Genomic DNA, 12,459 nt, shown 5'->3' on the forward strand with positions numbered 1-12,459 from the left:
AGTTGCGCCTTTCACCGAACCTGTGTCAACGAGTAACTGCTACTTCACGAGGCGCAAAGCAAACGGGTACTTGTAGGGCAGGCCCTTGCTGGCGGCAATGGTGGCCAGGATCGCGAAGACCAGCGCGGCGATCCAGAGCGCGAAGAACGTGAAGATGCCGATGATCACGAACATCAGGATCGAGGAGATGACGTACCCGATCGTGACGGTGATCTGGAAGTTCAGCGACTCCACCGAGTGCGCGCGCACCATCGGCGACTTCTCGCCCTGGACTAGTAGCACGACCAGCGGGGCGATGAAGCCCAGCACGATGGTGCCGATGTGGGCGAGCAGTGACCACGTGCGCTCGTCCTGCGGGCTCAGCGGCTGCTGCTGGTACGGCGGCGGCTGGAACCCAGGCTGCTGCTGGAAGCCCGGCTGCTGCTGGAACTGCGGTCCCGGAGGCGGCGGCGGGACGTTGTCCTGCGGCGGCTGGAAGTTGTTGCTGTTCTGCGGTTCGGTCATGGCAGAACGGTAGGGGAGTTAGGTGTACCGATGATCAAGTTGTCGCATCGATCGTGCACTTGTGCACGTTGGGGCAACTGACGGTGTCTGTCAGCTGGGGCCGAGCAGCGGGATCGTCGGCCGCCGCGGCGGCCCGAGCACGCCGTACGCGCGTTTGATCGCGTGCTGCAGGTCGGCGCCGTCCCACGGCCAGCCCTCGGTGTGCTTCAGCGCGTCCTCGAGGGACTTCCCGCCGTGGTGCAGGTCGGAGATCGTGTTCGCGACCTGACCGAGCTCCGCGGACTGCTCGGTCGCGAACGCCGCGTCGACCACTGCACCATGACCCGGTACGACGACCGCGCCCGCCGGCATCGTCCCGATCACCCGCTCCAGGGTGTCCGACCATTCGAGCGGGAAGGAGTCGTCGCCGTACTGCGGGGGCTGTGACTCCTCGACGAGATCGCCCAGGAAGAACACGTTCACATCCGGTACGACGACCACCGCGTCGCCGGCGGTGTGGGCGTTGCCCAGGTACAGCAGTTCGACCCGGCGATCACCCATGTCGATGACCTTCGCCACCGAGAACGTCTCGGCCGTCAACTCCGCCGCGGCCGCCGTGTTCTCGTGTGCGTAGACCGTCGCTTCCGTGAACACGCCGTTCCCGTTCACGTGGTCGAAGTGCGAGTGCGTGTTGACCACCCACCGCACCGGCAGGTCGGTCAGCTCACGAATGTGCCCGAGCAGTTCCTCGGCCTCTTCGGTTGTGGCGCGGGTGTCGATCACCAACGCGCCGCCGGATCCGACGACCAGCCCGACGTTCAGGTCCAACTCGTCGTACCGACGTACCCAGCACCTGTCGCCCAGCTCAGTCCAACTGCTCATGGCAACGACACTACTTGCCGATCACATCGCCCCTGGTCACCTGGTCCTTGGAAACCCCACGCAGCAGCAGCCCGACGTTGTCCCCGGCGTTCGCGACGGTGAGGCCGGACTTCTTGAACATCTCGATCCCGTCGATCTGGCTCTGGACCAGCACCTGCCGGGCCCGGCTGATCACCACCTGGTCGCCGACGGCCGCACTACCGGCCTGCACCCGGCCGGTCACCACCGTGCCGCGGCCGGTGATCGAGAAGACGTCCTCGATGGTCAGCGCGAACGCGCCCGGCGGTACGACGTCCTGCGGGCGTGTGCCCGGGAAGGTGTTCGCCTGCGATTGCTTCCAGAACTTCCAGCCCATGAGCCGACCCTAGACCCCGCCGGGGCCGGGCGCTTAAGGTCGTGAGCGAATCTTCCGATGGTCTCCGCGAAACTTTCGAGGGTGGTCGATGTGACGACAAAGCGTGCGCTGGTGGTGCGGGGTGGCTGGGACGGGCATGTGCCGGTCGAGGCGACCGAGCTGTTCATCCCCTACCTGAAGGAGAACGGGTACGACGTCACCACGTCGGACAGCACCGAGAGCTACCTGGACCTCGACGGTGTCGACCTGGTGCTGCAGTGCGTCTCGATGGGGGAGACCAAGCCGGAGCACATCAGGAGCCTGGCCGACGCGATCCGCGGCGGGACCGGGTTCGCCGGCTGGCACGGCGGGATCGTGGACTCGTTCCGGGACAACCCCGACTACCACTTCGTCACCGGCGGCCAGTTCATCTCGCACCCGCACAACTTCACCGACTACCGCGTCGAGGTGATCGCGGAGCACCCGATCGTCGAGGGCATCACGCACTTCGACGTCCACACCGAGCAGTACTACCTGCACGTGGACCCGACCAACGACGTACTGGCCACCACCACGCTCGCCTCGCACCCGGACTTCCCGTGGATCGAGGGTGCGGTGATGCCGGCGGTTTGGACACGCACGTGGGGTGAGGGTCGCGTGTTCGTCTGCACGGTCGGCCACAAGCTCGACGACTTCGACGTCCCCGAGGTGCGCACGATCATCGAGCGGGGGCTGCTGTGGGCGAGCAAGTGACCCGCGTTGGCATTGTCGGCACCGGAGTCATCTCTGGCACCTACCTAGATCACCTGGCCAAGCTCCCGGGGGTCGAGGTGGTCGCAGTCGCCGACCTGGACCTCGCGCGCGCCCAGGCGGTCGCCACGGACAGCGTCCGCGCGCTCACTCCGGATGAGCTGTACGCCGCCGACGACGTCGACATCGTGGTCAACCTGACGATCCCGGCCGCGCATGCCGCCGTACATCAGGCTGCTCTGAGTGCTGGCAAGCACGTGTACGGCGAGAAGCCGCTGGCCATGGATCGCATCGAGGCCGAGCCGCTGCTCAAGTACGCCGCTGCGAACGACCTGCGGATCGGCTGTGCCCCCGACACCGTCCTCGGCACCGGCACGCAGACTGCGCGCGCGGTGATCGATCGCGGGGACATCGGCGTACCGCATGCTGCGACCGCTTTCATGGTGACGCCCGGCCACGAGCTGTGGCACCCGGCGCCCGAGTTCTACTACCAGCCCGGCGGCGGCCCGGTTCTCGACATGGGTCCCTACTACGTGACCAGCCTGGTCACGCTCCTCGGACCGGTACGGCGGGTCACTGCGCGAGCCGGGCAGTCGAAGCAGGAGCGGATGATCCACACCGGTCCCCGGGCCGGGGCTGTGTTCCCGGTGGAGGTCCCGACGCATGTGACCGGCGTACTGGAGCACGAGTCCGGTGCGCTGACAACGGTGCTGATGTCGTTCGACGTGTGGGCTGGACGGCTGCCACGGATCGAGGTGCACGGTACTGACGGCAGTCTGTCGGTTCCGGACCCCAATGGCTTCGACGGGACGGTTGAGCTCGTCACGCCGGAGCAGCGCGAGTGGACCGAGGCACCGGTCGCCGGTGGGTACGCCGGAGCGGGTCGGGGCGTCGGCGTGGCGGACATGGCCCGGGCTTTGCGCAACGGCGAGCCGCACCGGGCGAACGGCGAGCTGGCGTACCACGTGCTCGACGTACTGGAGTCTTTTATCGACTCTGCCGTCCAGGACCAGCCCTTGGATGTGGCCAGTACAGTGACGCGCCCCGCAGCCGTTCCGTTGGGAGCGACGCCCGACACCGCCTAGACTGGCACTCTGACTTTGTGAGTGCCAAGCGTGGGAGAGGGTGGTGCGCGTGCTGGACGAGCGCAAGCTGGATGTACTCCGCGCCATCGTCGAGGACTACGTGGCGACCCACGAGCCGGTCGGCTCGAAGACACTCGTCGACCGGCACAACCTCGGTGTCTCCCCGGCCACGGTGCGCAACGACATGGCCGCGCTGGAGGAGGAGGGGTACATCACCCAGCCGCACACCAGCGCCGGCCGGATCCCGACCGATGCGGGCTACCGGCTGTTCGTCGACAAGCTGAGCACGGTCAAGACGCTGTCCGCGGCCGAGAAGAAGGCCATCACGTCCTTCCTCGGCGGCGCGGTCGACCTGGACGACGTCGTACGGCGCACCGTCCGGCTGCTTGCCCAGATCACCCGCCAGGTCGCGATCGTGCAGTACCCGTCGCTGAACCGGTCGAGCGTCCGGCACATCGAGGTGGTCACGATGACACCGCGCCGGTTGCTCCTGGTTCTGATCACCAGCAACGGTCGCGTCGAGCAGCGGATCGTCGAGCTGCCGAAGGACGTCGACGAGCAGCTGGTCGCCGACCTCCGGTCGCGGCTGAACACGGCGATGGCCGGTCAGCGACTGACCGAGGCCACCACCTCGCTGGGCCTGGTCGCCGACAACTTCGCTCCGGACGACCGGCCGCTGGTGGCCGCGATCGTCACCACCCTGCTCGAGGCGTTCACCGACGAGATGGGTGAGCAGCGGATCGCAGTCGGCGGCGCGGCCAACCTGACCCGGTACGGCGACGACTTCGAGCGGAACGTGAAGCCGGTGCTGGAGGCGCTGGAGGAGCACGTCATCCTGCTCAAGCTGCTCGGTGAGGCGACTCACCCGCAGACCCTGACGGTCCGCATCGGTCACGAGAACCCGTACGAGGAACTGGCCACCACCTCGGTGGTCGCGACCGGCTACGGGTCCAAGTCGGAGGCGCTGGCCACGCTGGGCATCGTCGGCCCGACCCACATGGACTATCCGAGCACGATGGGCGCCGTACGGGCTGTCGCGCGCTATGTCAGCCAGATTTTGGCTGAATCCTGATGCACTCACTTAACCCCTGGTCTGGAGTATGAGCACCGATTACTACGCCGTCCTGGGCGTCAGCCGTGACGCTTCAGCGGACGAGATCAAGAAGGCGTACCGCAAGCTGGCACGCCAGTACCATCCCGACGTCAACGACTCCGAGGACGCGCACCACAAGTTCCAGGAGATCGGCCGCGCGTTCCAGGTGCTGAGCGACCCGCAGAAGCGGCAGATGCACGATCTCGGCGGCGACCCGTTCGCGTCCGCCGGTGGCGGTCCCGGTGGGTTCGGCGGCGGCCAGGCGTTCACGTTCACCGACATCATGGATGCGTTCTTCGGCCAGACCGGTGGCGCGACTCGTGGTCCGCGGCCGCGGACGCGGCGCGGCCAGGACGCGCTGATCCCGCTGCGGATCGACCTCGCCGAGGCGGCCTTCGGGACGACCCGCGAGCTGAAGGTCGACACCGCCGTACTGTGTCCGACCTGTTCGGGTTCGGGTGCGGCGGCCGGCTCCGAGCCGGTCACCTGCGAGATCTGCCACGGCCGTGGCGAGGTGACCCACACTCAGCGCTCGTTCCTCGGTGAGGTGCGCACGATGCGCCCCTGCCCGAACTGCCGCGGCTTCGGGACCACCATCCCCAACCCGTGCGTCGAGTGTGCGGGCGACGGCCGGGTCCGCTCCCGCCGTACTGTCACCGTGAAGATCCCCGGCGGCGTCGACACCGGCACCCGCGTGCAGCTGTCCGGTCAGGGCGAGGTCGGCCCCGGCGGCGGCCCGGCCGGCGACCTGTACGTCGAGATCGAGGTCGAGCAGCACGAGGTCTTCACCCGCAACGGCGACGACCTGCACTGCACGGTCACGCTCCCGATGACGGCGGCCGCACTCGGTACGACGATCGACCTGCCGACACTGGAGGGCGAGACCACTCCGTTGGAGGTCCGCCCGGGCACGCAGTCCGGTACGGCGATGACACTGACCGCACGCGGTGTGCCGCGGCTGCGGCACGCGGGTCGCGGCGACCTGATCGTGCAGATCATCGTCGAGACCCCGACCAAACTCGACGACAGCCAGGCGGAGCTGCTCCGGCAACTCGCCGTGGCGCGCGACGAGGAGCGGCCGCAGGGTCAGATCCAGGCCACCCACAAGGGTGTCTTCGGCCGCCTCCGCGACGCCTTCGGCCAGCACTAAGCGATGGGTGTCGCGGTCTTCTTCGCCGCCGAGCTGGACGGCGAGGAGCTGACACTGGACGGCGCCGAAGGCCGGCACGCCGCCGTCGTACGGCGGATCGGCCCCGGCGAGCGAATCCGCCTGACCGACGGGCGCGGTTCGTGGGCCGAGGGTCCGGTGGCGACCGCCTCGAAGACCGGGTTGACCATCACCGTCGACCAGCGCGGGACCGACCCAGCCAGTACGCCGCGACTGGTCGTCGTACAGGCCTTGCCGAAGGGCGAGCGGGCCGAACTGGCCGTCGAGATGCTGACCGAGGTCGGCGCCGACGTGATCGTGCCGTGGAACGCGGAACGCAGCCAATTCCGCAGCAACCCGGAGCGATCCGCCAAGACGTTCGCCAAGTGGCAAGCCTGGGCCTTCGAGGCCAGCAAGCAGTCCCGCCGCACCTGGTTCGCCGAGGTAGCCCCGATCGCCACCACCGCCGAAATCGCCAAACTCCTCCAAGACGCGGCGCTCCCCGTCATCCTGCACGAGGAAGCAACCACGCCCCTCGCCGGCCTCGCCGTACCCCCCACCGGCGACATCGTCATCGTCATCGGCCCCGAAGGCGGCATAACCCCCTCCGAACTAACCACCTTCGCCGTCACCCCAGTCCGCCTAGGCGCCACAGTCCTCCGCACCTCAACCGCCGGCGTAGCCGCCGCCTCCGCCCTACTCGCCCACTCCCGCTGGACCTAACAGGGCTGGGGTAGCTCACCCACCCGTGCGCGTCGCGCGTGGATCTGCGGTCTTACCCGCCCGGGCCGACGGTGGTTCAGGCGTGTGCGGCCTGCTGAGGTCGGCAATGGATGGCGGCGGCGTACTCGTCCCTGTGGGGCCTGGGACGAGCCTCTCTGGAAGTGGTGCAGACAGCCATGCCAGGCGTGCGCCGGCCAGCAGGAGTGAGGGATGGCAGATCTGCAGTCACCTCGGCGGCAGATTTGCACTTAAGAAGCGGCAGATTTGCAGGCAGAGGCACGGCAAATTTGCAGTCGGGTGCCATACTCGAGGGGTGAACGACAATCTGGAGCCCCGCGCCGAGCCTGCGTCGCCGTTGGGGCGGGTCCTGCCACGCCATGCGCGTGCGCTGATAGAGGAGGCGATGGCCGATACCCGGGTTGTTCTGGTGAACGGTGCGCGGCAGAGCGGTAAGAGCACGCTGGTCCGGCTTGTCGGGGCCGCCGCGGACGCGGAGTGGTACACCCTTGACGACGCCGACATCCGCGGGGCGGCTGAAGAGGACCCCAGAGGGTTCGTGGCCGGGCCGAAGCCGATGATCATCGACGAGATCCAGCGACTCCCGGAGCTCCTTCTCTCGATCAAGTCCCGGGTCGACGCGCGATCGGTTCCGGGGCAGTTCCTGCTGACCGGGTCGGCGCGGGTCTTGGGTCTGCGGACGTTGCCGGATGCGCTTCCGGGGCGGATGGAGACGATCGAGTTGTGGCCGTTCGCGCAAGGTGAGATCGACGGAAGACCTGATCGATTCATCGACGCGATCTTCACTCATGGCCCTGATCTGCGGCACGTGTCGAGCCTCGAGCGTACGGAATATGCCGATCGGGTCGTGCGGGGTGGTTTCCCGGAGGCGGTCGCTCGTGATCAGCCACGCCGGCGGCAGCGGTTCTTCGATTCGTACGTCAGCAATCTCATCACCCGTGACGTCAGCCAGGTCGGCGAGATCGAGAAGGTCGGTGAGATGGAGAAGCTGGTCCGGTTGATCGCCGCTCGTTCGGGTGGGCAGTTGGTGATCAATGAGCTGGCCGGCAAAGCAGGGCTGGCGAATCACACGGTCGCGCGGTACGTGAGCCTGTTGCAGGAGATCTTCTTGATCAAGCTGATCCCGGCCTGGTCGCGCAACCTCAGCACCAGAGTCACCGGCACCCCGAAGGTCGCCGTGACCGACTCGGGGATCGCGGTGAACCTGGTGGGAGCCGATGCCGCACAGTTCAAGCGACCGGGGAGCCCGTTCGGCCCGCTGCTCGAAGGCTTCGTGCTGATGGAACTCGCCAGGCAGCAGAGCTGGAACGACACCCGTGTCGATCTGTATCACTACCGCACCCGTGACCAGGTTGAGGTCGATGCCGTGCTGGAGAACCGCCGCGGCCAGGTGGTGGGCATCGAAGTCAAAGCATCATCGACGCCACGATCCGACGACTTCCGCGGCCTTCGGCATCTCCAGGACCGACTCGGCGACGACTTCATCGCAGGCGTGGTCCTGCACACGGGGCAGCAGACCCTCCCCTTCGGCCCGAAGCTGCGCGCGATGCCGATCAGCGCTCTGTGGGAGCTCGAGCCATGAACCAAGCCTGAGAACGATCGAGTTCGACGTCGCGCTCCCGGTGGCTGCTAGCGGACCTCGATGGTTTTGGTGTCCATGTCGCTGATTGAGTCGTCGCCGGGGGAGAGCAGGTAGGCCTCGAGTTGCCAGGGGCCTGGCTCGAGTTTGAGTTCGATGGTGAAGGGCGAGAACTTCTGGCCTTCCTTGGCGTTGACGACGCTGCCGTACTGCTGGCCGGTTTTCAGGTTCGTGGCGAGGTAGTTGACCGTTGCCTCGTAGGCGGCGGCTGTGCCTTGGACGGTGACGAGGCTGCCGCTCACCAGGGCCCCTTCGGTCGGTGACTCGATCGAGACGAGCGCCTGTACGTCGAGCGCCTGCGCGCGGCCCAGCGGCTGGCTGGTGTCGACCTGGCCGAACAGGCGGATGCCGGTCCGGCCGCTCTGGGTGATCTGGATCGGGCGGCTGCTGTCGTTGAGGGCACCCTGCACGGTGTAGACGAGTTGCTGGGCGGCCATTTCGGCGAGTTCCGCGTCCATCCGGCCTTGCGGGAGTTGCTTGAAGTCGACGGTGACCACGTCGCTGTCCAGGGTCACCGAGTTCAGTTCGGCGCCCTTCCAGACCGAGTAGTAGTCGGCATCTTCGGGCTGCCTCGTCGTCATGATCTTGACTGCCTGGTACGCCGGCCGCCCGCTCACCTTGGACCAGGTTCGGTAGAGCCGGGCCGACGATCTCGCCTGCGCAGCGGGCTTCTTGACAGACTTGCCGGCCATCGCGTTGCCCAGCCAGTAGACCGGGACGGGCTTGCCGGTCACGGGCTGCTCGGGTACTCCGCGTCGGGGCTGAGTAGAGACCGACTTGTCCTCGGTCGGTGGCACGGTTGGCGCCTTGGTCGGTTCGCTTCGCGGGGTGTCCGGCGGGGTGCTCGGTGCGCCGCTGGCCGACGTGACATTGCCCTGGCCGGCGACCGCGTCACCTTCGTTCGCGGTGTTCAGGTTGCCGTTGAAGACGGTGAACGCACCGACGGCTGCGGCGGTCCCGACCGCGGCGAGGCCAGCCGTCAGGACCCACGGTCGGCGCGCGACCGGGCGCCGTACGGTGTGGGCACGGGTCAGGATCTCGGGCAGGGCGTCGGTCGGCTCGATCCGGTCGGCCTCCTCGGCCAGGGATCGCCGCATCATCTCGTCGAACGGGTCATTCGGCTGGTCGTTCATGCGGTCCGCTCCAGGAGCTGGCGCAGCGACTTGGTCGCTCGCGCGGCGTGGCTCTTCACCGATCCCCGGCTGATGCCCATCGTGTCGGCGATCTCCGCCTCCGACAGGTCACCGTAGTACCGCAGCACCATCACGGTGCGCTGTTTCTCCGGCAGGTTGCGCATCGCCTCGATCACGCGGTCGGTCTCGGCGGTCCGGAGCGCGGCCTGCTCGGCGCTCGGTTCGTCCGGCAGGCTGCGCGGCATGTGCTTGTCGACCACCACCAGGTGGCGCTGGCGGGAGCGGGTGCGGTTGACCACGGCGGTGCGCAGGTAGGCGAGTGCCTTGTGGGGGTCGCGCAGCCGGTTCCAGCGGCCGTGCATCGCGACGAACGCGTCCTGCACGATCTCCTCCGCCGTTCCGGTGTCACGCAGCAGCAAGGCGGCGAGGCGGACCAACGACGTGTAGTGCGCCGTGTAGACAGCCGTCAGCGCCTCGTCGGCATTCCACGAGGACTCATGTGTCACGCACTCTTCGTACACCACCGCAGGTTGTGCCACACAACAGAGACGCGAAGGCCTCGTCCCAGGTTGACAACAGGATCTGGTGAACCAACTCGATGGCACGCTCTGTACATGAAGCAGCACGGAGACGGCCATTGGTGCGGCCATCGGGAGATCACCTACAAGGCTGTCGAGAAGCTGTACCAGGCCCAGCCCCGTGATGGTTTGAGCCAGGCGGACTACTCCAAGCAGCTCGACGAGGCCCAGGCTTACCAGGACCGCCCGCTGGGTGCGGGCGTGATCAAGAACTTCAACGGCACCGGCCTGCCCTTCGTGTACGTCGGCCCTGGGAAGACCGCGCACTCCGCGTATGCGAACCCTGACGCTCAGCGAGAACACTTCATGGCCGACCCGTACCGGCGCGGTGCCGACAACCTGCGGTCGAACACCGAGTACCTCTTCGAGGAACTGGCCGCGGCGCACGCGGCCGAGTCACCGCGCGACGAGATGATGCACCTCGGTGCGGCCGTGCACGCCTTGCAGGACAGCTACTCCGGTGCGCACGCCTGGCGAGAACTCTCGGTGTACGACGGCGATCCGACAGCGCGGGTCCAGTCGTTGCACGTGTTCACGCCGGGCCATGTGATTGGGCTGGACGAGCACCGCAACACGCATGCCGACGAGTTCGACTCACCGCCGGAATCGTCCGGGTCCACGCTGGCCGCGGTTGAGGCGACGTACCGGATGGTGCGTGCCTACGAGCAGACCCGGGAGCTGCCGCCGCAGGAGGCCGAGCTGGCCCGCCGGGCCGCGCTCGACGAGCTGGTCCGGCCGGCCGACAACGTGGTGGTGAACCTGCACCCCACTCCGGAGTGGACCGCCGAGCGGGACACCCGGCTGCAACTGGAGCAGGCCGGGCCGAAGGTGCAACCCGCCGAAGAACAAGCGGAGGTTGCCGAAGAAGTGGCCGTGGTTTCACCGGAAGTGGCCGAGTTGCACAGGCTGCAGGCCGGGGTCGCCGCACCGGGCCGGGTCTCCCCGGGCGGGGTCCAGGCGCCCGCCGAACGACCCTCCCGAGGCGTGTCCCAGGAAAAAGACAGTGGGGGTGTCCACCGGGGCGGCTAGCATGGACGGATCACCACCCAGTTTTCAACAGATACAGTTTCAGGAGGAAGAGCCTGTCCAGGCCACGCAGTATCGAACCGGAGGCGCGTGCAGACGGCGCCACCGCGACCCCGCAGGCGGCGCACAAGATCGTCGTGCCGAACAGCATCGACATGGTGGCCCTGCTCGGAGCCCGGGACGAGTTCCTCCGCATCATCGAGAAGGAGTTCGCCGCCGACATCCTGGTCCGCGGCAACGAGATCACGCTGAAGGGCGAACCCGCCGAACTGGCGCTGGCCGAGCGGCTGCTGGACGAGCTGGTCGTGGTGATCCGGACCGGGCACGGCCTGACCGCCGACTCGGTCGAGCGGAGTATCGCGATGGTCAAGCAGGCCACCGGCGAGAGCCCGGCCGACGTGCTCACCCAGAACATCCTGTCCAGCCGCGGCCGCACCATCCGGCCGAAGACGCTGAACCAGAAGCGCTACGTCGACGCCATCGACAAGAACACGATCGTGTTCGGGATCGGCCCGGCCGGTACCGGCAAGACCTACCTGGCGGTGGCCAAGGCGGTCCAGGCGCTGCAGGCCAAGGAGGTCTCCCGGATCATCCTGACCCGGCCGGCCGTCGAGGCCGGTGAGCGGCTCGGCTTCCTGCCCGGCACGCTGTCGGAGAAGATCGACCCGTACCTGCGCCCGCTGTACGACGCCCTGCACGACATGCTCGACCCGGAGTCGATCCCGCGGCTGCTGACCGCCGGCACGATCGAGATCGCGCCACTGGCCTACATGCGCGGCCGGACCCTGAACGACGCCTACATCATCCTGGACGAGGCGCAGAACACCTCGCCGGAGCAGATGAAGATGTTCCTCACCCGGCTCGGCTTCGGCTCCAAGATGGTCGTCACCGGTGACGTCACCCAGGTCGACCTGCCGACCGGGACGAACTCGGGACTGCGGGTCGTCCAGGGCATCCTCGAGGGTGTCCAGGACCTGGAGTTCTGCCGGCTCACCTCGCACGACGTGGTCCGGCACAAGCTGGTCGGCCGGATCGTGTCGGCGTACGAGAACTACGAAGGACAACGGGGCGCTGAGCACCAAAGATGAACGTTGAAGTGAACAACGAGTCCGGCGTCGAGATCGACGGTGGCGGACTGATGCGGCTGAGCCGGTTCGTGATGTCGTCGCTGCGGCTGCACCCGGAGTGCGAGCTGTCGATCAAGCTGGTCGACGAAGACACCATGGCCAGGTACCACGTCGAGTTCCTGGACCTGCCGGGACCGACCGACGTGATGTCCTGGCCGATGGACGAGCTGCGACCGGGTTCGGACGGCGGTGACGACGCCGAGCTGCCCCTCGGGCATCTCGGCGACATCGCGCTGTGCCCGACCGTCGCGGCCGCTCAGGGCGCCAAGGCCGGCCACGGCACGTGGGCCGAGCTGGAGCTGCTGACCGTCCACGGCATCCTGCACCTGCTCGGGTACGACCACGCCGAACCGGCCGAGAAGGCGGAGATGTGGGACATCCAAGGCCGGCTGCTCGAAGCCTGGCGCGCCCCCGGGAATCGACTCGAAGGACAGTGACGTT

Annotated in this window: 14 protein-coding genes; 9 read left to right on the forward strand and 5 right to left on the reverse strand. The window is 67.6% G+C overall.

The features are described from left to right. Positions 1-39: 39 nt before the first annotated feature. The 3 genes from ACFTSF_RS31090 to ACFTSF_RS31100 all read right to left on the reverse strand — a co-directional run bounded on the left by ACFTSF_RS31090 (position 40) and on the right by ACFTSF_RS31100 (position 1,720). The gene (locus ACFTSF_RS31090; protein ID WP_380157887.1) at positions 40-504 is read right to left on the reverse strand and encodes a DUF4870 domain-containing protein; all 465 of its coding nucleotides are present in this window, start codon (positions 502-504) and stop codon (positions 40-42) included. 90 nt (positions 505-594) lie between these two features. After that, on the reverse strand, positions 595-1,365 hold the full coding sequence (locus ACFTSF_RS31095; protein ID WP_380157889.1) for an MBL fold metallo-hydrolase: 771 nt from the start codon (positions 1,363-1,365) through the stop codon (positions 595-597). A 10-nt stretch (positions 1,366-1,375) separates the two neighbouring features. Continuing rightward, the gene (locus ACFTSF_RS31100; RefSeq protein WP_380157891.1) at positions 1,376-1,720 is read right to left on the reverse strand and encodes an EF-Tu/IF-2/RF-3 family GTPase; all 345 of its coding nucleotides are present in this window, start codon (positions 1,718-1,720) and stop codon (positions 1,376-1,378) included. A gap of 90 nt (positions 1,721-1,810) precedes the next feature. Here ACFTSF_RS31100 and ACFTSF_RS31105 point away from each other — a divergent pair, with 90 nt between their 5' ends. The 6 genes from ACFTSF_RS31105 (at position 1,811) to ACFTSF_RS31130 (ending at position 8,097) form a co-directional block, all read left to right on the forward strand. After that, positions 1,811-2,452, forward strand: a complete 642-nt coding sequence (locus ACFTSF_RS31105) for a ThuA domain-containing protein (protein ID WP_380157893.1) — start codon at positions 1,811-1,813, stop codon at positions 2,450-2,452. Then, positions 2,449-3,534: a Gfo/Idh/MocA family protein gene (locus tag ACFTSF_RS31110; RefSeq protein ID WP_380157895.1), complete on the forward strand. Its 1,086-nt coding sequence runs from the start codon at positions 2,449-2,451 to the stop codon at positions 3,532-3,534. Before ACFTSF_RS31105 ends, ACFTSF_RS31110 begins: the two co-directional genes overlap by 4 nt. Before the next feature lie 49 nt (positions 3,535-3,583). Then, positions 3,584-4,606: a heat-inducible transcriptional repressor HrcA gene (gene hrcA / locus ACFTSF_RS31115; protein WP_344154241.1), complete on the forward strand. Its 1,023-nt coding sequence runs from the start codon at positions 3,584-3,586 to the stop codon at positions 4,604-4,606. Positions 4,607-4,634: 28 nt separating this feature from the next. Beyond that, a complete protein-coding gene (gene dnaJ, locus ACFTSF_RS31120) occupies positions 4,635-5,777 on the forward strand; it encodes a molecular chaperone DnaJ (protein WP_380157897.1) in 1,143 nt (380 codons plus the stop codon). Positions 5,778-5,780: 3 nt separating this feature from the next. Continuing rightward, positions 5,781-6,497 carry a 16S rRNA (uracil(1498)-N(3))-methyltransferase gene (locus tag ACFTSF_RS31125; protein WP_380157898.1) on the forward strand — a complete coding sequence of 239 codons (717 nt, stop codon included), beginning with the start codon at positions 5,781-5,783 and terminating at the stop codon, positions 6,495-6,497. Between the two features lie 313 nt (positions 6,498-6,810). Further along, the gene (locus tag ACFTSF_RS31130; protein WP_380157899.1) at positions 6,811-8,097 is read left to right on the forward strand and encodes an ATP-binding protein; all 1,287 of its coding nucleotides are present in this window, start codon (positions 6,811-6,813) and stop codon (positions 8,095-8,097) included. Positions 8,098-8,144: 47 nt separating this feature from the next. Here the strand turns inward: ACFTSF_RS31130 and ACFTSF_RS31135 are convergent, their stop codons facing one another. Continuing rightward, the gene (locus ACFTSF_RS31135) at positions 8,145-9,287 is read right to left on the reverse strand and encodes a Gmad2 immunoglobulin-like domain-containing protein (RefSeq protein WP_380157901.1); all 1,143 of its coding nucleotides are present in this window, start codon (positions 9,285-9,287) and stop codon (positions 8,145-8,147) included. Beyond that, a complete protein-coding gene (locus ACFTSF_RS31140) occupies positions 9,284-9,793 on the reverse strand; it encodes a SigE family RNA polymerase sigma factor (protein ID WP_344154229.1) in 510 nt (169 codons plus the stop codon). The genes ACFTSF_RS31135 and ACFTSF_RS31140 overlap by 4 nt, the downstream gene beginning before the upstream one ends. A gap of 108 nt (positions 9,794-9,901) precedes the next feature. Between ACFTSF_RS31140 and ACFTSF_RS31145 the strand changes: the two genes are divergently transcribed. The 3 genes from ACFTSF_RS31145 to ybeY all read left to right on the forward strand — a co-directional run bounded on the left by ACFTSF_RS31145 (position 9,902) and on the right by ybeY (position 12,455). Further along, a complete protein-coding gene (locus tag ACFTSF_RS31145) occupies positions 9,902-10,894 on the forward strand; it encodes a hypothetical protein (protein WP_380157903.1) in 993 nt (330 codons plus the stop codon). Between the two features lie 152 nt (positions 10,895-11,046). Further along, the gene (locus tag ACFTSF_RS31150) at positions 11,047-11,979 is read left to right on the forward strand and encodes a PhoH family protein (RefSeq protein WP_344154379.1); all 933 of its coding nucleotides are present in this window, start codon (positions 11,047-11,049) and stop codon (positions 11,977-11,979) included. After that, positions 11,976-12,455, forward strand: coding sequence for an rRNA maturation RNase YbeY (gene ybeY / locus ACFTSF_RS31155; protein WP_132406537.1), 480 nt, complete (start codon positions 11,976-11,978; stop codon positions 12,453-12,455). Before ACFTSF_RS31150 ends, ybeY begins: the two co-directional genes overlap by 4 nt. The last annotated feature ends 4 nt before the right edge of the window (positions 12,456-12,459 follow it).

The organism is Kribbella sp. NPDC056951, from assembly GCF_042674205.1.
Lineage (GTDB): Bacteria > Actinomycetota > Actinomycetes > Propionibacteriales > Kribbellaceae > Kribbella > Kribbella yunnanensis.

Bases quoted from the DNA above. Each gene is read 5' to 3' on its own strand.
- ACFTSF_RS31090 (WP_380157887.1), bottom strand. From the start codon at position 504: ATGACCGAACCGCAGAACAGCAACAACTTCCAGCCGCCGCAGGACAAC.
- ACFTSF_RS31095 (WP_380157889.1), bottom strand. From the start codon at position 1,365: ATGAGCAGTTGGACTGAGCTGGGCGACAGGTGCTGGGTACGTCGGTAC.
- ACFTSF_RS31100 (WP_380157891.1), bottom strand. From the start codon at position 1,720: ATGGGCTGGAAGTTCTGGAAGCAATCGCAGGCGAACACCTTCCCGGGC.
- dnaJ (WP_380157897.1), top strand. From the start codon at position 4,635: ATGAGCACCGATTACTACGCCGTCCTGGGCGTCAGCCGTGACGCTTCA.
- ACFTSF_RS31125 (WP_380157898.1), top strand. From the start codon at position 5,781: ATGGGTGTCGCGGTCTTCTTCGCCGCCGAGCTGGACGGCGAGGAGCTG.
- ACFTSF_RS31135 (WP_380157901.1), bottom strand. From the start codon at position 9,287: ATGAACGACCAGCCGAATGACCCGTTCGACGAGATGATGCGGCGATCC.
- ACFTSF_RS31145 (WP_380157903.1), top strand. From the start codon at position 9,902: ATGAAGCAGCACGGAGACGGCCATTGGTGCGGCCATCGGGAGATCACC.
- ACFTSF_RS31150 (WP_344154379.1), top strand. From the start codon at position 11,047: ATGGTGGCCCTGCTCGGAGCCCGGGACGAGTTCCTCCGCATCATCGAG.
- ybeY (WP_132406537.1), top strand. From the start codon at position 11,976: ATGAACGTTGAAGTGAACAACGAGTCCGGCGTCGAGATCGACGGTGGC.